We start from the raw sequence: 19826 nt of genomic DNA on the forward strand, positions 1-19826 counted from the left end.
CGCCGGATCGCTCCGGCGGGTTCTTTGATTGGGGGGCTGCCGTCCGGCTATTCCGCGGGGGCAGGGGATGTCGCGTCGCCGCCCGGCCGCCCCTTGGCGTGCGCCATGTCCTCCTCGGGCTTGGCGATGAGTGTGTAGAACATCGGCACGACGAAAAGCGTGAACAGCGTACCGATGCAAAGGCCCGAGAAGATGACGAGGCCCATGGCCTGGCGGGCGGCAGCGCCGGCGCCAGACGCGATGATCAGCGGCACCACCGCCAGCGCCATCGCCGCCGTCGTCATCAGGATCGGGCGAAGGCGAACCTTGGCCGAGGCAACGATCGCTTCGCGGATCGTATAGCCTTCCTCGCGCCGCTGGTTGGCGAACTCCACCAGGAGAATACCGTGCTTGGTGATGATCCCGATCAGGGTGATGAGACCCACCTGGGTGTAGATATTCAGCGTCCCCAGCCCGAGATTAAGCGGCAGGATCGCGCCGAAGATCGACAGCGGCACCGACATCATGATGATGAACGGGTCGCGGAAGCTTTCGAACTGGGCGGCGAGCACCAGATAGATCACCAGGATCGCCAATGCGAAGGCGATCAGGATCGTGTTGCCCTGTTCGATTTCCAGTCGCGATTGCCCGGAATATTCGATGAAGAAGCTTTCAGGCAGCAGCGGACGGGCGATGTCAACGATGGTCTGCAGGCCGTCGCCGGTGGTCACGCCGGGCACCGGCAATGCCGAGATGGTCGCCGCGTTCAACTGGTTGAACTGCTCGATCGAGGCAGGCGCCGCGCCCGACGTCACGCTGACGACTGAGGAAAGCGGGATCATTTCGCCTGTGGTCGAGCGAATGAAGAAGTCGGTCAGCGCCTGCGGATTGTTGCGATAGCGCTGCGGCACCTGGGTGATGATGTCGTAGCTGTTGGAATCGCGGTCGAACTGGGCGACGGCGCCACCGCCGACCAGAACGTTCAGCGTGTTGCCGATATCGCTGATCGGCACGTTGAGCGCGGCCGCGCGGTCGCGATCGATGGTCATCGTCACCTGTGGCGAATCATAGGACAGGGAATTCTGAACAACGATGAACTGCCCCGATTCCTGGGCTTTCTGGCGAATTTCCTCCGCCACCTCATAGACCTGGCTCGATTCCCCGGTCGACTGGATGACGATGGAGATCGGCAGGCCGCCGCCGGCGCCGGGGAGGGACGGCGGGGCGAAAACGAGGGCCTGCACGCCGTTGACGCCACTGATGCGCCCCTGGATATCCTGCTGGATCTCGGCCTGCGTGCGCTCTCGGTCGCCCCAATCGTCGAGTGCCCAGACGGCGAAGCCGGTGTTGGTCTCGCCGCCCATGCCAACGATCGAGAACTGGGCTTTCACCTCGTCGATGTCGCGCGTGGCTTGCCCGATCTGCTCGATATAGCTGTTGGTGTAGTCACTGGTCGCGTAGCGCGGCGCCGTGACGAGCGAGAACAGGCCGCCTTCGTCCTCTTCCGGTGCGAGTTCACTCGATGTCTGGAAGAACAGATAGCCGGTCAGCGCGCCGAGCGCGATGACGACCATCATGGTCACGGCCCGATAGTTCAGCGACCCGTCGACCCGGCGCTCATAGAAATTCGCCAGGCGATCGAACGTCCGGTCGACGAAGTTCTGGAACCGGCTGTGGCCGCCGGCCTTGAGCACGCGAGCGCTCATCATGGGCGTGATGGTCAGCGCGACCACACCGGAAATGATGACGGCGCCGGCAAGGGTGAACGCGAATTCGCGGAACAGCGAACCCGTCAGCCCGCCGGTGAAGCCGATCGGTGCGAACACGGCCGCGAGCGTCAGCGTCATGGCGATGACGGCGACGGAGATTTCCTCCATGCTCCTGACCGCGGCATCCTTCGGCGACATGCCTTCCTCAATGTGCCGGTGGATGTTTTCCACCACGATGATGGCGTCGTCGACCACGAGGCCGATCGCCAGGACCATCGCGAGCAGCGAAAGAAGGTTGATCGAGTAGCCAAGCGCCAGAAGGAAGAAGCACACGCCGATCAGCGACAGCGGGATCGTGACGATCGGCATCAGCGTCGAACGGAATGACCCGAGGAAGAGGAGAATGACGACCACGACGATGGCGACGGCCTCGGCGATGGTCTTGAAGACCTCTTCGATCGACGCGCTGATCGTCTCCGTCGCGTTGTAGACCATTTCGATGGTCATGCCGTCGGGCAGCGTCTCGCCGATCGCTGGCAACTCGTCGATCACGGCGCTCGCCGTATCCAGAGGGTTGGCCGATGGCGTCGGGAAGATGCCGATGAAGGTTCCCGGCTCGCCGTTGAAATTCACGATCGTGTCGTCGGATTCGGCAGCCAGTTCGATATTGGCGACATCGCGCAGCCGCACGACGTCGTCGCCATCCGACTTGATCGGAAGCGCTCCGAAGGCCTCCGGCGTCTGCAAGGTGGATTCCAGCGTGATCGCCTGGGCGACGTATTCGTTCTCGGTCTTGCCGGGTGCCGACAGGAAGTTCGAGGCATTGATCGCCTGCGTCACTTCCGAAGCGGTGACACCGCGACCGGCAAGGCGTACAGGGTCGATCCACACGCGCATCGCGTAGTTCGCGGCGCCGAGGATCTGGATTTCGGCGACCCCTTCAATGGTCGACATGCGCGGCCGCACGACGCGCTCGAGATACTCCGTCAACTGTTCGGGAGTCATCTCCGGGTTCTGTACCGCCAGATACATGATCGCGAATTGCTGACCCGTCCCCTTGGTAATGACGGGATCCTCGGACTGCGAGGGCAATTGTCCGCGAACCTGCTGAACCTTCGACATCACCTCGGTAAGCGCGATGTCGGGGTCAGCGCCGAGTTCCATCTGGACGGTGACGGTACTGCTGGACGGACGGCTCTGGGACGTGACGTAGTCGATGTTTTCGGTGGTCGAGACCGCCGAGGCGATCGGCGCGGTAATGAAACCCTGGATCAGTTCCGCGCTCGCGCCGGGATAGACCGTGTTGATGGTGACGACCGTCTCTTCAACCTCTGGATACTGGCGCACCGAGAGATTGAAGAGGCCCTGGAAACCCAGAAGCAGGATCATTGCGCCGAGAACCGTCGAAAGGACCGGCCGCTGGATGAAGGTGCGGGAGATGTTCATCGCGAAACCTGTTCGACCGAGTTGCCTTCAAGGGGGCTTTCGCTGTCATCGAGGGTGACCGGCATCCCATTGGACAACCGGTTCTGACCGGCGGTGACGACCATGTCGCCCTCGCTCAAGCCTTCCGTCACCTCGATCAGCTGGCCGTTGCGCCGTCCCGTCTGAACGAAGACCTGGCGCACCTCGAGCGCTTCGCCCTGCTCATCGTCGGCCGTGGCCGCCTCGTCTGTCTCAGCAGGCGCGGCGGTGTCTGTTTCCGTGTCCTGCGAACCGGTGTCGCTGTCCGCCTGCTCGGCGTCGCTTGCCTGCTCCGCTTCGGACGCATCTTCCGCTTCGGCAGGGCCGACCACATAGACGTAGTCGCCATAAAGACTGGTGACGATCGAGGTCTGGGGGAGGGCGATGATTTCGGGCTCTTCCGGCAATTCAACGCGCACACGCACGAACTGACCAGGGAACAGAGCCTCCTCCTCATTGCCGACTTCCGCACGGATGGCGACGAGGCGCGTCTGCGGATCGATGCGCGGCTCGATGCCGATGATCGTGCCGTTGTAGTCGAGGGCGTCCTGCTCGGCCCCGAGGCTGATGGGCTGGCCGATCTCGACAAGGTTGCGCTGCTGCTCGGGCACCGTGAAATCGACGCGCATGGTGTCAAGATCCTGAAGCGTGGCGACGACGGTCCCGGTGGTGACGTACTGTCCGCTTTCCACTTGCGGGATGCCGATGGTCCCGGAGAAGGGGGCCTTGATCGACTTCTGGCTGAGTACCGCCTCGAGCCGCTCGACCTGTGAGCGGGCCGACTCGGCGCTGGCCTGCGCTTCCTCCAGACTGGACTCGGCACTGACGCCACGCGTGCGCAGTGCCTCGGCGCGATCGAGCGTCTGTTCGGCAAGCTGCACGGACGAGCGCGCCGCGATCAGATCGGCCTGCTCGATCGTATCGTCGATCTGGACTAGTAACTCGCCTTCCTCGACCTCATCGTTCGAGGTGAATGTGACGTCACGGACGACGCCGCCCGCTTCGACGGAAAGATCGACACCGCGTACGGCACGCAGCGTGCCGATGGCCTCGATCCCCGGCTGCCAGGAAAGGGCTTCCACCGTTTCCGTCGCGACCGGCACGGCTGGCTGCTGCTGGTTTGCGAAGAAGTCCTGGATTGCCTGGTTCCGGAACATGTTGAAATAGACCAGGCCGCCGCACACGACCGCAAGCAAGACGAAGGCGATCAGAAATCTTTTTATCATGGCGCAGAAGCTCCGGCGGCTCGCTGAGATGGATGGTCGGAAGAATTCGTGATGCGCGCAATGCTGCGCCGCACTATCTTTGTCACGCGCCTTACTGTACCGGCTGGACGGTATTGTCAACCCATGATAAGCACGTGCTTATAGTCGTAAGGTCCCGGATTAAATGCCACCAGTCGCCCGAAATTCAAGAACGCGCATCCTCGAAGCAGCAGAGGCGCTGGCACGCGAAGTGGGGCCGGGCAATCTTTCGCTCGACGCCGTGGCCCAGCGGGCGGGGCTGTCCAAAGGCGGATTGCTCTACAATTTCCCGACGAAAGCGAAGTTGATGGAAGCGCTGGTCGAGCACCACGTCACGCGCAGCCGCAAGGCTTTGCTGGTTTCCAGGGACGCGCATGCCGGCAAGCCGAATGCCCTGGCGCGCGCCCTGATCGATGTTTTCAAGATCGAATGCGCGGAGAAGGGGCCGAGACCCTCCGGCGTGCTTGCCGCGATTGCGGAAAATCCGGGCTTTCTGGAGCCGGTGCGACGCCACCAGCAACAGATGGCCGCCGAGCTAAAGGCGCTTTCGGACGACCCGGATCTTGCCTGTATCGTGTTTCTCGCCGTCGAAGGGCTGCGCAGTCAGCGCCTGTTCGAGATCGACCTCTTCTCGGAAGCAGAAAGCGAGCGGCTGATGGACCGGCTGGCGCGGCTTGTCGAAGAGCAGCGACCTGCAGGACCTGGCGTTACCGCACCATGACGCGCTGGAGGCGCTCCAACTCCCCGATCTTCGCCCGCGTCTCCTCATAGCCGCGATCGATCGCCTCGCCGGCACGGTGGAATTCCGACAGGCCGATATCGCCGAGTTTCGGCATCAAGGACAGGTCCGGGGGATCCCCGGCAAGGCGGGCCCGTGCGATGCGATCCTGGATGATGTTGTAGGCCTGCACCATTACGCCGGTCATGCCGAACCGGCGGCTCGCCTGCTCCATAGGGGTTTCGCTCATGCGTCGGGCGATCGGCGTCACGTCGGGCGAATGGTCCGTGGCGTTGTGCTTGACGACGGCGGACCGGCCGTAGAGGTCGTAGTGAAGATTGACCGCGACGACCAGCGGCTCTTCATGCGCACGGCAAACGGAAACCGGAACCGGATTGACGAGTGCGCCGTCGACCAGCGTGCGGTTGTTGCAGGTGACCGGCTCGAAAATGCCGGGCAGGGCGTAGGAAGCGCGGATGGCAGTAATCAGCGCGCCATGCGTGACCCACACCTCGTGACCGGTCGCTACCTCCGTGGCAACCGCGACGAACGGCCGGTCGAGTCCCTCGATCGTCAAGCCGTCGAGATGATCGCGCATACGATTGTTGAGCCGCATGCCGCCGAAGAGGCCACCGCCTCGAATGGTGAAATCCAGAAGGCCGGCGATGCGCCGCATGGTGAGGCTGCGCGCGAAGGCTTCCAATTCGTCCAGCTTGCCGGCAAGATAACAGCCGCCGACAAGCGCGCCGATCGATGTGCCGGCGATCATGCCGATATCGATGCCGCCCTCGTCCAGCGCCCTGAGCACGCCGATATGGGCCCAGCCGCGCGCCGCCCCGCCGCCGAGCGCAAGGGCGATGCGGGCCTTGGCAGGAGGCTCGTCGGTCGCTTGCGGAAGGGTTGGATTGGTCGAAGTCACATCACTGCCCGCCGATGAAAAATCAATTCCGGGCAGCATGTCGGAAAGCGCACGCGCCTCGATGCCGGTCTCGCGGCCCATCCACCGTATCGGCCAGTTCAGCATGGGCACGCTCCACGCGATATTTGCACAACTGGCCAATCATCCACGAAACATGGTTTCAGTTTCGTGAAAAAATCAATGCGACCTCACGCCCCGTATACTTTTTCGGGATCGAAGGACCGTTCGCTGTCGGTCACGAGACGTGCCGCTGAAACAGAGCCTTCGACACGCCGATAGAAGCAGGTGCGCCGGCCCGTGTGGCAGCTTGCCCCGTGGCCGGCCACCCTGACCTTCAGCCAGACGGCATCCTGGTCGCAATCGACACGCATCTCCGCGACCTGCTGCTCGTTGCCGGAGCTTTCGCCCTTCTTCCAGATCCGCTGGCGCGAGCGACTGAAAAAATGCGCGACACCGGTATCGATGGTCAGGCGAAGGGCTTCATCGTTCATGTGGGCAAGCATCAGCACCTCGCCCCCGTCGGCATCGGTGACGACAGCGGTAATGAGGCCGTGCGCGTCAAAGCGGGGGGTAAGGCCCGAACCTTCCTCCAGGACTGACTTGTCTTCCGATGGTCGGTCGAAAACGGACGGCATGGGGGCTCCTTTGCGGGGCCCTACCGTGCGGCGAAGCCCTTCAGCATGGTCATGAAGCGCACCTGTTGCTGCGCGTCGGACTTGAACTGTCCGGTAAAGGTGGTCGTCATCGTTGTCGACCCCTGCTTGCGGATGCCGCGCATCGCCATGCACATATGCTCGCCCTCGACCATCACCGCAACGCCGAGCGGACGAAGCGTTTCATCGATCGAATGCGCGATCTGCGCCGTCATGGCCTCCTGCGTCTGCAGGCGGCGCGCGAAGATGTCGATCACACGAGCGATCTTCGAAAGACCGACGACCTTACCGTCGGGCAGATAGGCCACATGGGCCCGTCCGATGATCGGCACCATGTGGTGTTCGCAATGGGAGAAGAACGGAATGTCGCGCATGAGCACGATGTCGTCATAGCCGGAAACTTCTTCGAAGGTGCGGCCGAGGACATCTTCGGGGTCTTCATCGTAGCCGCCGAAAAGGTCCCTGTAGGCCTTGGCGACCCGCTTGGGCGTATCGATGAGGCCTTCCCGATCCGGATCGTCGCCAACCCAGCGCAGCAGCGTGCGCACCGCGGCCTCTGCTTCGGCCTGGCTCGGGCGGTCTGATTCCGATTCCTTGTTGGGAAAGGTCTTGACGATTGCGTCCATGTCGAACTCCCGCTTTTTCACCCTTTACGGCGCCTTTCCTATCTCGGACCATCGCTGCTGCCAAAATGTCCGAACGATCGGATTTCGGGGTCTCGCCAGCCGGCTCCGGGCTTCTCCGCAATACAAGCCTTGAGCACGGTTTCCCTCGGTCACCAAGTGCCTTACGCTTGAAAGCATCAGCCGAAGCCACGAAATAGAATATAGTTCCGTGGTTGACCAAATGAAGTGGCCGGCGACAAAAATGCGCCTGACAGCGCCGGCGCCAAGCCGCTCAGTGTGATGAAGGCCAGCAATGATCGACGACGTCTACAACAGCCGCATCCTCGAGTTTGCCGGCAACATTCCACGCATCGGCCGGCTCGACGACGCCGACGCGAGCGCGATGGCGCACTCCAAGCTTTGCGGGTCGAAGGTGACCATCTGGCTCAAGATGGACGGCGACGAGGTCTCCGATTTTGCCCATGACGTGAAGGCTTGCGCGCTCGGCCAGGCATCCTCATCCATCATGGCGCGCAACATTATCGGATCGACCGCCGGCGAGCTGCGCGCGGTGCGCGAGGCGATGCGCGCAATGCTGAAGGAGGGCGGGCCACCGCCAGCAGGACGCTTCTGCGACCTTCGGTTCCTTGAACCTGTGCGAGACTACAAGGCGCGTCATGCCTCGACCCTCTTGACCTTCGACGCGGTTGTCGACGCGATCGACCAGATCGAGGCCAAGCGCGCAGCGGAGGCGGCGGCCTGACCGCCAGTTGGCCATGGGCTGCAACGACGATCATGCACACGGTCAGGCAGCGCCCAAGCGCTGGACCCGCAATTATGACGGGCCCTGGCGCCGGACGCCGGGCAGGATCCTCGGGACATCTGTGGTGCGGCTTTATCAGCTGACGCTGTCCGGGTTTGTCGGAAACAGCTGCCGCCACCTGCCGACATGCTCGGAGTATGCCTATGAGGCGATCGCCCGTCATGGTTTGCCGCGCGGTGCCGCAATGGCGTTCTGGCGGGTAATTCGCTGCGGCCCTTTCGGCTCGTCCGGCCTCGACCCGGTCCCGCCCGCGGCCAACGATCCCGACCGACCTGCCGCATGAGCGCGCTGGATTGCAATCATTTTCGAACTGTCTGATATTATGCACGTGTAGCTTGCACGGAGGCTGACATGGCGCACAAGTTCGAGATCTATCGCGATAAGGCGGGAGAGTTCCGCGTGCGGTTCAAATACAACAGCGAAACGATCTTCGCCACGGAGGGTTATGCCTCCAAATCGAGCGCAAAGAATGCGATCGAGTCGATCAAGAAGAACGGTCCCGAGGCTGCGGTCGAAGACAACAGCTGACGATCCGCCGGACTGCGCAGGCAAAGCCACGATGGGGTCAAACTGGCCCCAGCGCCGTACTTCTTCGTCTTTACCTCTCTGTCCCAACCGTCTAGACAGGCCCGCGTCGCCCAGATGCGGCCCATGACGCAAACCACCCGCATCCGTTGGCGGGACTGGATAGAAAGGATCTGAGACGATGGCCGATGCCATTACCCTGATATTCCCCGACAATTCAAGGCGCAGCGTAGAGCCCGGAACCACCGGCCGCGACGTCGCCGAATCGATCTCCAAGTCGCTGGCGAAGAAGGCCGTCGCGATTTCGCTCGACGGCGAACTGCGCGATCTGGCCGATCCGGTCAGCGATGGCGCGATCGAAATTGTCACCCGCGATGATCCGCGCGCGCTGGAACTCATTCGCCACGACGCAGCCCATGTGATGGCCGAAGCGGTCCAGGAGCTCTGGCCCGGGACCCAAGTGACCATAGGCCCGGTGATCGAGAACGGCTTCTATTACGATTTCGCGCGCGATCGTCCCTTCACGCCGGACGATCTGCCGGTCATCGAGAAGAAGATGCGCGAGATCATCGCGCGCAACGCCCCCTTTACCAAGGACGTGTGGAGCCGCGACAAGGCCCGGCAGGTCTTCGCCGACAAGGGCGAGGCCTACAAGGTCGAGCTCGTCGATGCGATCCCTGAAGGTCAGGATCTGAAGATCTACGCGCAAGGCGACTGGTTCGATCTCTGCCGTGGGCCGCACATGGTTTCGACCGGTCAGATCGGCGGCGCCTTCAAGCTGATGAAGGTGGCCGGCGCCTACTGGCGCGGCGACAGCAACAACCCGATGCTGACACGCATCTACGGCACGGCCTGGGCCGATCAGAAGCAACTCGACGCCTACCTCCACATGCTGGAGGAGGCGGAAAAGCGCGACCATCGCAAACTCGGCAGGGAAATGGACCTGTTCCATTTCCAGGAAGAAGGGCCGGGCGTCGTCTTCTGGCACGCCAAGGGATGGCGGATGTTCCAGACCCTCGTGTCCTACATGCGCCGGCGGCTCGATCTGGAAGGTTACGACGAGGTCAACGCCCCGCAGGTGCTCGACAAGTCGCTATGGGAGACCTCAGGCCACTGGGGCTGGTACCGCGACAACATGTTCAAGGTGACTGTCGCTGGCGACGAGACCGACGACGACCGCGTCTTTGCCCTCAAACCGATGAACTGCCCAGGGCATGTCCAGATTTTCAAGCATGGTCTGAAATCTTATCGTGAGCTGCCTGTAAAACTTGCCGAATTCGGCAACGTTCACCGTTACGAACCTTCTGGCGCACTGCACGGATTGATGCGCGTTCGCGGCTTCACGCAGGACGATGCGCATGTCTTCTGCACCGACGAGCAGCTTGCCGCCGAGTGCCTGCGCATCAACGCGCTGATCCTGTCGACCTATGCCGATTTCGGCTTTGACGAGATCACGGTGAAACTCTCCACGCGGCCGGAAAAGCGCGTCGGCGACGATGCGCTGTGGGACCGCGCGGAGAAGGTGATGGGCGATGTCCTGAAGACGATCGAAGCGCAATCGGCCGGACGCATCAAGACCGATATCCTGCCGGGCGAGGGTGCCTTCTACGGTCCGAAGTTCGAATACACCCTCAAGGACGCGATCGGCCGCGAGTGGCAGTGCGGCACGACACAGGTTGATTTCAACCTGCCGGAACGCTTCGGGGCGTTTTACATCGACAAGGATTCCGAAAAGCGCCAGCCCGTGATGATCCACCGGGCGATCTGCGGATCGATGGAGCGGTTCCTCGGGATCCTGATCGAGAACTTCGCCGGTCACATGCCGCTTTGGTTCGCGCCGTTGCAGGTCGTCGTGGCCACCATCACGTCGGATGCCAACGACTATGCCGAAGACGTGGCCGCCGAGTTGCGCGAAGCCGGTCTCGTGGTCGAGACCGACACGCGTAACGAGAAGATCAACTACAAGGTGCGCGAGCACTCGCTGAGCAAGGTGCCGGTAATCCTGGTATGCGGCAACCGAGAGGCGGAAGAGCGCTCGGTCAACATGCGCCGTCTTGGCAGCCGCGACCAGTCTTCGCTGTCGCTGGCCGATGCCATCGCGATGCTCAAGGGCGAGGCGACTCCACCGGATCTGAAGCGCAAAGCCGAGCGTCGGCGTCTGGCCGCCGAATAGGTCGATAACGAAAAAGGGCCGCCGGGATATATCCGGCGGCCCTTCTTTTCGACGAGACGTCCTCGCTTACTGCTGCGCCTGCGCGCTCTGTACCAGCGGCGTGATGCGGCGGACGGTCACGCGGCGGTTGAGACGCTCCTGCTCTTCGGTATTCACCTTGAGATAGCGCTCGCCGTAGCCCTGCGTCTGCAGGTTTTCCGCCGGAATGCCGAACACGTTCGTCAACGCGATGGCGATCGATTCGGCTCGCTGATCCGACAGAACCAGATTGGCTTCGTCGGTACCCACGGCGTCGGTGTGCCCTTCAAGCAGGAAGATCTCGCTTTCGTCCTCTTCCAGGATCGCAAGAATGCCGTTGGCGATCTCTTCCAGGGCACGGACCTGGTCCTCGGCGATCGATGCGCTGCCGAACTCGAAGGTGATGTTATCGAGATCGACTCGCGGCATGATGTCCCTGACGCGGGCCGAACGCTTCACCTCCTCGACCGAATAGATTTCGGTTACCGGTTCGACCGGCGGCTGCTCGAGGAAGGTCACGTAGTCGGTGTAGTCGTCCGCACGGGTCGAGTCGTAGATATACTCCTCGACAGGAACGTTGAGTTCCAGCGGCGGCAGATAGACCGCAGGGTCCTGATAGACGTAGACCTCTTCCGTGTCGTATTCCGGCGCATAGACGAGGACGACCTCTTCACCCGACGGACGGATGCGCGAGCGCTGGATGATGTCGCCGTAGCGGTTGCGAATGGTGACGATCTGCGCACCGTTTTCGCGCACGACAACTTCGCGCGTGCGACCACGCGGCAGTTCCTCGTAATAGACGTCCTGCGCGTTTCGGGCGAGACGATCACGGTCGTTGTTTTCGACGATGATCTGATTGTTCACCTCGTAGACGTACCGGTTCTCCGTCTGGTTGATGATCGTGATGTTGTCGGGACGGTTGAACTCCGGCGCAGCTTGCAGACGCTGGCCTTCTTCAACGGTCACGGACTGGAATTCGACCGGTTGGCTGAATTCACGCACGATCGCCTGTGCTTCGGCGTCGGATGTCGGACGCTGCCCGCGCTCGGCCTCAAGGCGCTCGATGCGTTGGCGAAGGCGCTCGACCTCTTCCGGGTCCTGCTGCGGCGCTGCCTGTTGCTGTTGCGCTTCACCCTGCTGACCCTCAGGCGCGGCAGGGGCTGCCTGGACCGGCTGCTCCTTGGCGCTGTCGAGGATCGGTGCGCCACCTTCAACCGGAAGCATTTCGGGCTCTGGCGCCGGCTGCTGACCATCGGCGGCCTGGCCGCCGGAGGCGTCAGGAGCCTGGCCTTCGGGCAGCGGCTGACCTTCGGCAGGGGCCTGTCCGTCAACCGGGGCTTCGCCTTCCGCCGGAGCTTGATCGACTGGCGCTTCTTCAGCCGCAGGGGCTTCGGTGGGCGCCTCCTCCATTGCCGGTTCTTCTGAAGGCGCTTCTTCGGCCGCCGGCTGTTCTGCAGGGGCTTCTTCCGGCACAGGAACCGGATCGGTCGGGGCTTCCTCGCCGGCTGGCGCAGGTGCCTCCTCGGCAGGGGGAGCGTCCGGCTCTGCAGGTGCCTCCTCGGCTGCCGGCGCATCTTGCGGTTCGGCATCGGCCGGGGCTTCAGGGGCCGGGGCTGCGGGTGCTTCCATCGCCGGCTCTTCCGCAGGTGCCTCCTCGGCTGCCGGTTCTTCGGCAGGCGCTTCCTCGGTCACGGGCTCTTCTGCTGGAGCTTCCTCGACCGGAGGTGCTTCCGCCGGGGCTTCCTCGGCGGCGGGAGCGGTTTCTTGAGGGGCAGGCTCCGCTGGTGCTTCCTCTGCCTGGGGGGCGGCCTCAGGTGCCGGGGCAGGCTCGGGAGCTTCCTCGGCAGCGGGCGGTGGCGCCGGCTGAGGTTCGGCGGCCGGAGGCGCCTCTTGAGCAGGCGCTTCTTCTACCGGCGGCTCCGCAGGTGCAGGCTCCGGCGCAGGTTCTGGTGCCGCCTCCGGCGCGGGCTGAGGCTCCGGCGCAGGCTCTTCGGCTGGCGCTGGAGCTGGTTCTTCAGCAGGCGCCTCGCCGAGGCAGCCGCCTTCGCTGGGCACAGTCCCCGGCGGGCACTCGGCCGGGGCCGGGGCCTCGCCCTGTGCGAGCAACATCGTGCCAGAAGCCTGACCAGCCGGTGTGCGGTCCGCGCTCGTCGGCGCGGCAAACGCAGCGCCGGACGCGAGGCCCGCCGCCAGCAACGGCATGGCTGCGGTGGCGAGCAGCCGCTTTCTCATGACTGACATATTGATTTCCCTTTTGAACGATCCGTCCCTGATGTCACAAACGCGTGAAAAGTGGCGAGGTTCCGGACGGTGATGCGTGAAACATGGGATGGTGGCCGATTGCCGCATGCTGCGGCGACCGTTCATCGGGCGTTCATTAAACGTTATATTTCAGAACGTTATATTGGGATACTGAATTGCTTCGGAAAGCAGCTCATCGTATTCCGCCCGTGAAACGTCGACGGCACCAAACCGCTTGAGGTGATCGGTGGTGAACTGCGTGTCGAGCAGAACGAACCCTCGGGCGCGAAGCCGTTCGACCAGGTGCACAAGGCACACCTTGGATGCGTCGGTCTTGCGCGCAAACATGCTTTCACCAAAGAAAGCGGCGCCGAGCTTGACCCCGTAGAGGCCGCCGACCAGATCGCCGTCTTGCCATGCCTCCACGCTATGGGCGTGGTTCATGTGATGGAGCTCGCAGTAGAGTTGGCGAATGGTGCTGTTGATCCAGGTCGACTTTCGTCCAGGCGCCGGTTCGGCACAGCCGTCGATGACAGCTGAAAAGGCAGTGTCGACGCGAATCTCGAACGGTGCGTTGCGCACGGTGCGCGCAAGACGCCGGGGCAGATGAAAATCGTCGAGCGGGATGATCCCGCGCACTTCCGGCTCGACCCAGAAGATCGTCGGGTCGTCCGCCGACTCGGCCATCGGAAAAAGGCCGCAGCTATAGGCCTTCAGCAGGAGCTGCGGGGTAAGGTCGATGCGCTTGTCCTGTCCCCGCGCCATCACGCTCCCACGATCAACTGTTCTCGCGCAAGAAACTCTCCAGCCAATGGATATCATATTCCCCATTGGCAATGTCAGGATTGTCGAGCAGTTCGCGGAACAATGGAATCGTCGTCTTGATGCCGTCGACCACGAATTCGTCAAGGGCACGCTTGAGCCGCATCATGCATTCGACCCGCGTGCGACCATGCACGATCAGCTTTCCGATAAGGCTGTCGTAGTAGGGCGGGATCGAATACCCCTGATATACGGCCGAATCGACGCGCACGCCGAGGCCGCCGGGCGTATGATAGTGGGTGACCTGACCTGGAGAGGGCACGAAGGTGCGCGGATCTTCCGCGTTGATCCGGCATTCTATGGCATGCCCGCTGAAGCGGACATCCTCCTGGCGCACCGAGAGCCCGCCGCCCGAAGCGACGCGGATCTGCTCGTGCACGAGGTCGATGCCGGTGATCGCCTCGGTGATCGGATGCTCCACCTGAAGGCGGGTGTTCATCTCGATGAAATAGAACTCGCCATTCTCGTAGAGAAACTCGACCGTTCCCGCACCGCGATATTTCAGTTTCGCCATCGCTTCGGCGCAGATCGAACCGATGCGGGCACGGGCATCGGCGTTGAGCGCAGGCGAGTTCGCCTCTTCCCAGACCTTCTGGTGGCGCCGCTGGAGCGAGCAGTCGCGCTCGCCAAGGTGGATCGCATTGCCCTCGCCATCGCCGAGCACCTGGATCTCGATGTGCCGTGGCTTTCCGAGATATTTCTCCAGATAGACCGAATCGTTGCCAAATGCGGCGCCGGCTTCCGTTCGGGCCGTCGACATGGCTTCGGACAGTTCGGCAGCGGTGCGCGCGACCTTCATGCCACGACCGCCGCCTCCGGCCGTCGCCTTGATGAGCACCGGATAGCCGATCTCGGCGGCGATCCGCGCGGCATCAACCTCGTCGGTAACCTCGCCATCGGAGCCCGGGACGACCGGTATTCCGAGCGCTTCGGCGGTCTTCTTGGCCGTGATCTTGTCGCCCATGATGCGGATATGTTCGGACGTCGGGCCGATGAAGGTCAGCCCGTGGGCTTCCAGGATCTCGGCGAATTTGGCGTTCTCGGACAAGAACCCGTAACCGGGATGGACGGCGTCTGCGCCGGTAATCTCGCAGGCAGCGACAATCTGGTGGATGTTGAGATAGCTGTCGCGCGAGGGCGGCGGCCCGACGCAGACGCTCTCGTCGGCCAGGCGCACATGCATCGCGTTCTGGTCGGCCGTCGAATGGACGGCAACCGTCTGGATGCCGAGCTCCTTGCAGGCGCGGAGCACGCGAAGCGCGATCTCGCCCCGGTTGGCGATAAGGATCTTGGAGAACATGCGCGATGACCTAGCTGATGGTGATGAGCGGTTCGCCAAACTCGACGGGCTGTCCGTCTTCGATCAGGATGGCGCCGACCGTGCCGGACTTTGGAGCCGGGATCTGGTTCATCGTCTTCATGGCCTCGATGATCATCACGGTCTGGCCTTCCTTGACCTGCTGGCCAACCTCGACAAAAGCGCGCGCGCCGGGCGAGGGGGCGAGATAGGCGGTGCCGACCATCGGAGAGGAAACGATATCCTTGGGATTGACGGAGGGGCTTTCCGGCGCATCCGAAGATGATGGCGCACTCGACGCGGCTGCGGCGGGTTGGGCCGCTGGCGCAGGCGCCGCTGCCTGCACGTACTGAGGTGTGCCCGAACGCGAAACTCTGATCCGAAGATCGTCCTGTTCGACCTCGATCTCGGTCAGGTCCGTTTCGTTCAGAATGTTCGCGAGATCGCGGATCAGGGTCTGATCGATCTCCGCCTTCTTGTGTGTCATCGGCTCATCGCCCTTTTTGATTGTTTTCTTCTCGAATGGTTCAGGAGGCCAGCTCGGCGAGCGCGGTGATCGCCAGAGTGTAGCTGGATGGTCCGAATCCGCAGATCACGCCTGTCGCCACCGGCGCGATCCTGGTCGTGTGACGAAAGCTTTCGCGCGCATGGATGTTGGACAGGTGCAACTCGACCACGGGCACGCCGATCGCCCGGATCGCGTCGTGCAGGGCGATCGATGTATGGCCGTAAGCGCCGGGATTGAGCGCGACGCCCACAGCCTTGTCGCCCGCTTCGTGCAGCCAGTCGACCAGATCACCTTCATGGTTGGATTGCCGGAACTCGATCTCATAGCCGAGGCGCCGGGCTGCCTCGCGGCAATCAGTCTCGATATCGGCCAGCGTCTTGGCGCCATAGATGCCGGGTTCGCGCTTGCCGAGCGCATTGAGATTGGGTCCGTTTATGACGAAGATCGTCTTGGTCACGAGATGCCTTTCCGTCATGCCCATGGGTGGCCGAAGACAGCCACGCATGAAGTCCAAATAGCCAGAGTGCCGGTGGTATAGACGTCCCCGATGTCAAGGGAAAGGCATCTGCTTTTAACGCGGCGCGGAAATTCGGGCCACAAGCGTCAAAAATCGCCGCCCGCCGGCGCAATCGCTCAGCAAGTGGCGCTGTCGCAGCGCCGCATGTTTGCGATCTTTTCCATCAGAACGTCGGCCCCCATGGCGCCGAAGACGGCCTCGTCGCCCACCACATAGGATGGCGTGCCGGAAATCCCGAGCACGTCTGCCAGTTGATAGGCCTGGCGAATCTCGCCTTCGATCTCAGGGTCCTGCATCGCAGCATCGAGGGCAGCGGCCTCGGCGCCGAGCTCAAGGGCAAGGGCCCGTGCAACGTCGCCGTCGGCGTGGTCACTGGTGATCAACGCATCCTGAAACTCGGCATAACGCTCTGGCGCAAGTTTGCGGAAAGCCATGCTCACCCGGTGCGCCTCAAGCGAATCGGGGCCGAGAATCGGGAATTCCTTGAGAACGAAGCGGACGTCCTCGTCCGCCGCCACGACCGCCTGCATGTCGGCATGGGCGCGTTTGCAGTAGCCGCAATTGTAGTCGAAGAATTCGACGATGGTGACGTCACCCTCAGGGTTGCCGACGGCGATGTCGGCCGGGGCGTTGAAGATGGCCTCGGCATGGGCCGTGATTGCTTCGCCGGCCTGCGCCTGCTGGGCTGCTTGCTGACGCGCTTCCAGCGCCTGCTGCGCCTCGACCAGGACTTCCGGATTTTCGATCAGGTATTCGCGGATGAAGGCGCCGAGTTCTTCCTTCTCCGTCGCGTCGAGGGCGCTCGCGGGCAGGGCGCTAGCCAGCATCGCGCCACAGAGAAGGCCCGCCTGCATCAGGCGGCGCAGGATTGTCGTCATGGTCGTCGCTTCCTTGTCGTTGCGCCGCGGTTCATTGCCCGAGCGATAAAATATCGTTGGCACGCACCCAACCGGGCGTGCCGGGTTGTAGCTTCTGCTGGGCACGCACGGCAAACACCTTGGCGTCTCGCACGTTTCCGGCCCTGAAGTGGCCTTCCGCCATCGCCAGTTCCGCATTGCCGATGTCGCCGGCCTGGCCGTAGGCCTGGGAAAGGTGCCGATACGCATTGAGGTTCGTCGGATCACTGCTTATCGCGGCGCGAAGATCGGCGATCGACTGATCGAGCAGGGACGGATCGCCCGACCGCAATAGCGCAAAACCACGCTGAGCCCGAATGAGGCTTGCATCACCGGGGGCGAGCGCGGCGGCTCGATCGAAAGCCTGGGCGGCCTCACGGGGCTGACGACCTTCCAGGAGAATCTCGCCACGAATTTCGTGGAAATAGGGATTGGACGGCTGCTCGGCGACGAGCGCGTTGATCTTGCGCAGCGCATCGGCCGGATTGCCCCTGATGTGTGTGGCGATCGCATCGCCATAGCGCGCGCCTAGGCTGCCGGGATTGCCTGCGAAGGCGCGCTGTACGGCCTGTCCGCCGCCAGTGTTGGCTGCGATCTTGCCCCGCATGAGATCATGCCGCATCTGAAGCGTCGCGGAGGTGGGCGCATTGAAATGCGGGCTCTGGCGGGCGAGTTCCTCCAGCATGGCGATTCGCTCGCGCGGCATCGGGTGGCTTTGCTCATAGGGATTGACCTGAACGCCGGTCAGCGCGAGCCCCTGAGAGAAACGCTGGAACGTGCGCAGCATGCCGGCGGCGGACTGGCTCGTCGCGTTGAGGTATCGAATCGCGGCCTGGTCGGCGTTCATCTCCTCGGAGCGGCGATAGCTCAAAAGCGTGCGCTGGGCGATGCCACCCGAAGCGGCGGCAACACCCATGCCCGCCGAAGCCGCGCCGTCGCTCTGCGTGAGCGTTCCAGCCGCAATGGCACCGACGCCGAGGAGGCTGCCGACGACACCGAAGATCTGTGCGCGGGCGATCTGTTCGCGCAGGCGCTGCTGGTGGCCACCGGCGATGTGGCCGGCCTCATGCGCGATGACGCCGATGATCTCGCCCGGCGTCTCGGCCTGTTCCAGTGCACCTGTATTGATGAAGATGCGTCGACCGTCGACAAACGCGTTGAAACTGCGATTGTTGACGAGAACGATCTCGATGTTCTGTCGCGTAAGGCCGGCGGCCGCAAAGATTGGCTCGGCATAGTCGCGCAGCAGTGCCTCGATCTCCGCGTCGCGCACGATGGCGATCGTGCCTTGCGCGAGGGCCGGCGGCTGAGCGGCAAAAAAGGACGAAATCGCAATGGCGACGGCCGCGATCAGCCGCATGGAGCGTATCGTCAAAGTGGTCATGATGGCTGGCCCTCAAACTCCCCTTGCGCCGAGGCTAAACAGTTCGTCGCGGAAAATGAACCCGCGGGCGTGCGGCGCGCCCGTCAAATCGCACCATTGTGATCGCACCAGCAATCCGGCAAATGTGAGGCTCGAATCCTGCCGCCACCATCCCATGAGAGGCACCATTGACCGCAGTTTCCCGACGCAGTGCCGTCGAACCGTTCCACGCCATGGACATCCTCGCCGCGGCAAACCGCAAACGCCTGGCAGGCGGCGCGGTCATATCGCTGGCAGTGGGGCAACCATCGCATCCCGCGCCGCAGACAGCGCTGGCCGCCGCGCGGACCGCGCTCGAACACGGTCGTCTCGGCTATACCGATGCGCTCGGTACGGCCGATCTGCGTGCCGCCATCGCCGGCCATTATCGTGACCATCATGGCGTGGAGGTGGAGGGCGGGCGCATTGCGGTGACCACCGGATCATCGGCGGCGTTCAACATCGCGTTCCTGACGCTCTTCGATGCGGGGGATCGGGTCGCGATCACGCGGCCGGGCTATCCTGCCTATCGCAACATTCTCGCGGCGCTGGGGCTGGAGGCGGTCGAGATTCCCGTCGGAGCGGAGACGGGGTTCACGCTCACGCCGCAGGCGCTGGCGGAAGCCGAGCGGAAGGCCGGCGGGAAGATCGCCGGCGTGCTTTTGGCAAGTCCTGCAAACCCCACCGGAACCGTCACGTCGAAGGCTGCGCTAAAGGCACTGGCCGATTACTGCGCAGAGCGCGACATGGCCTTCATTTCCGACGAAATCTATCACGGGCTGACTTTTGCCGGTGAGGAGACGAGTGCGCTGCAGATCTCAAGCAAGGCGATCGTCATCAACTCGTTCTCCAAATACTACTGCATGACCGGCTGGCGAATCGGTTGGATGGTACTGCCGGATGATCTGGTGCGTCCGGTCGAGCGGGTCACTCAGAGCCTCTATATCTCCGCGCCCGAGCTTTCCCAGATTGCTGCCGCCGCCGCATTCGCGGGCCGCGCCGAGCTCGACACGGTGCGCGAGACGTACCGGATCAACCGCCAGATCCTGCTGGATCGCTTGCCGGGACTCGGATTTCAGATCGCCTCGCCGATGGATGGCGCTTTCTACGCCTATGCCGACGTGACGCGCCTGACCAACGATTCGATGGCCTTTGCCCGAAGGATGCTCGACGAGATCGGCGTTGCGGCCACGCCGGGGCATGATTTCGATCCCGAGAACGGCCATCGCACGATGCGGCTGTCCTATGCCGGATCGACCGAGGAGATCACAGAGGCGCTTGATCGGATGCAGGGCTGGCTCTGAAACGGTTTC

The 19826-nt window shown here is 63.0% G+C and carries 18 protein-coding genes; 6 read left to right on the forward strand and 12 right to left on the reverse strand.

The features are described 5' to 3' along the window. Window positions 1–47: 47 nt before the first annotated feature. Together CN673_RS09565 and CN673_RS09570 are read right to left on the reverse strand one after the other, a co-directional pair. Window positions 48–3134 carry an efflux RND transporter permease subunit gene (locus tag CN673_RS09565; RefSeq protein WP_099866006.1) on the reverse strand — a complete coding sequence of 1029 codons (3087 nt, stop codon included), beginning with the start codon at window positions 3132–3134 and terminating at the stop codon, window positions 48–50. Further along, window positions 3131–4378 carry an efflux RND transporter periplasmic adaptor subunit gene (locus tag CN673_RS09570; protein ID WP_099866007.1) on the reverse strand — a complete coding sequence of 416 codons (1248 nt, stop codon included), beginning with the start codon at window positions 4376–4378 and terminating at the stop codon, window positions 3131–3133. Before CN673_RS09570 ends, CN673_RS09565 begins: the two co-directional genes overlap by 4 nt. A gap of 163 nt (window positions 4379–4541) precedes the next feature. On the opposite strand from CN673_RS09570, the gene CN673_RS09575 reads away from it, so the two are divergent. After that, window positions 4542–5117: a TetR/AcrR family transcriptional regulator gene (locus CN673_RS09575; protein WP_099866008.1), complete on the forward strand. Its 576-nt coding sequence runs from the start codon at window positions 4542–4544 to the stop codon at window positions 5115–5117. Here the strand turns inward: CN673_RS09575 and CN673_RS09580 are convergent. From CN673_RS09580 to folE, 3 genes are all read right to left on the reverse strand, one after another. Then, window positions 5104–6114 (reverse strand): patatin-like phospholipase family protein, encoded by a 1011-nt coding sequence (locus tag CN673_RS09580; RefSeq protein ID WP_370853023.1) that lies wholly within the window; start codon window positions 6112–6114, stop codon window positions 5104–5106. The two genes, CN673_RS09575 and CN673_RS09580, sit on opposite strands and share 14 nt — an antisense overlap. A 107-nt stretch (window positions 6115–6221) precedes the next feature. Next, window positions 6222–6668, reverse strand: coding sequence for a phosphoribosyl-AMP cyclohydrolase (gene hisI, locus CN673_RS09585; protein WP_099866010.1), 447 nt, complete (start codon window positions 6666–6668; stop codon window positions 6222–6224). 20 nt (window positions 6669–6688) lie between these two features. Then, complete coding sequence (gene folE, locus CN673_RS09590) at window positions 6689–7312, reverse strand: GTP cyclohydrolase I FolE (protein ID WP_099866011.1); 624 nt, start codon at window positions 7310–7312, stop codon at window positions 6689–6691. A 292-nt stretch (window positions 7313–7604) separates the two neighbouring features. Between folE and CN673_RS09595 the strand changes: the two genes are divergently transcribed. The 4 genes from CN673_RS09595 (at window position 7605) to thrS (ending at window position 10812) form a co-directional block, all read left to right on the forward strand. After that, window positions 7605–8054: an iron-sulfur cluster assembly scaffold protein gene (locus CN673_RS09595; RefSeq protein WP_099866012.1), complete on the forward strand. Its 450-nt coding sequence runs from the start codon at window positions 7605–7607 to the stop codon at window positions 8052–8054. A gap of 13 nt (window positions 8055–8067) precedes the next feature. Next, window positions 8068–8397 carry a membrane protein insertion efficiency factor YidD gene (gene yidD / locus CN673_RS09600; RefSeq protein WP_099866013.1) on the forward strand — a complete coding sequence of 110 codons (330 nt, stop codon included), beginning with the start codon at window positions 8068–8070 and terminating at the stop codon, window positions 8395–8397. Window positions 8398–8465: 68 nt separating this feature from the next. Continuing rightward, a complete protein-coding gene (locus CN673_RS09605; RefSeq protein ID WP_099866014.1) occupies window positions 8466–8642 on the forward strand; it encodes a YegP family protein in 177 nt (58 codons plus the stop codon). A gap of 178 nt (window positions 8643–8820) precedes the next feature. Further along, window positions 8821–10812: a threonine--tRNA ligase gene (thrS, locus tag CN673_RS09610; protein WP_099866015.1), complete on the forward strand. Its 1992-nt coding sequence runs from the start codon at window positions 8821–8823 to the stop codon at window positions 10810–10812. A gap of 66 nt (window positions 10813–10878) precedes the next feature. Here the strand turns inward: thrS and CN673_RS09615 are convergent, their stop codons facing one another. From CN673_RS09615 to CN673_RS09645, 7 genes are all read right to left on the reverse strand, one after another. Further along, on the reverse strand, window positions 10879–13071 hold the full coding sequence (locus CN673_RS09615) for an OmpA family protein (protein ID WP_157928848.1): 2193 nt from the start codon (window positions 13069–13071) through the stop codon (window positions 10879–10881). Between the two features lie 150 nt (window positions 13072–13221). Further along, the gene (gene aat, locus CN673_RS09620) at window positions 13222–13836 is read right to left on the reverse strand and encodes a leucyl/phenylalanyl-tRNA--protein transferase (RefSeq protein WP_099866017.1); all 615 of its coding nucleotides are present in this window, start codon (window positions 13834–13836) and stop codon (window positions 13222–13224) included. Window positions 13837–13849: 13 nt separating this feature from the next. After that, window positions 13850–15193, reverse strand: a complete 1344-nt coding sequence (gene accC / locus CN673_RS09625) for an acetyl-CoA carboxylase biotin carboxylase subunit (RefSeq protein ID WP_099866018.1) — start codon at window positions 15191–15193, stop codon at window positions 13850–13852. 10 nt (window positions 15194–15203) lie between these two features. Continuing rightward, the gene (gene accB, locus CN673_RS09630) at window positions 15204–15677 is read right to left on the reverse strand and encodes an acetyl-CoA carboxylase biotin carboxyl carrier protein (RefSeq protein ID WP_099866019.1); all 474 of its coding nucleotides are present in this window, start codon (window positions 15675–15677) and stop codon (window positions 15204–15206) included. 40 nt (window positions 15678–15717) lie between these two features. Beyond that, window positions 15718–16155: a type II 3-dehydroquinate dehydratase gene (aroQ, locus tag CN673_RS09635; protein ID WP_099866142.1), complete on the reverse strand. Its 438-nt coding sequence runs from the start codon at window positions 16153–16155 to the stop codon at window positions 15718–15720. Between the two features lie 176 nt (window positions 16156–16331). Further along, window positions 16332–17093, reverse strand: a complete 762-nt coding sequence (locus CN673_RS09640) for a DsbA family protein (protein WP_099866143.1) — start codon at window positions 17091–17093, stop codon at window positions 16332–16334. A gap of 31 nt (window positions 17094–17124) precedes the next feature. Continuing rightward, window positions 17125–18495, reverse strand: a complete 1371-nt coding sequence (locus tag CN673_RS09645) for a M48 family metalloprotease (protein ID WP_099866020.1) — start codon at window positions 18493–18495, stop codon at window positions 17125–17127. 212 nt (window positions 18496–18707) lie between these two features. Between CN673_RS09645 and CN673_RS09650 the strand changes: the two genes are divergently transcribed. Continuing rightward, the gene (locus CN673_RS09650) at window positions 18708–19817 is read left to right on the forward strand and encodes a pyridoxal phosphate-dependent aminotransferase (protein ID WP_099866021.1); all 1110 of its coding nucleotides are present in this window, start codon (window positions 18708–18710) and stop codon (window positions 19815–19817) included. Window positions 19818–19826: the final 9 nt, after the last annotated feature.

It is taken from the genome of Neopararhizobium haloflavum, assembly GCF_002750855.1.
Taxonomy (GTDB): Bacteria; Pseudomonadota; Alphaproteobacteria; order Rhizobiales; family Rhizobiaceae; genus Georhizobium; species Georhizobium haloflavum.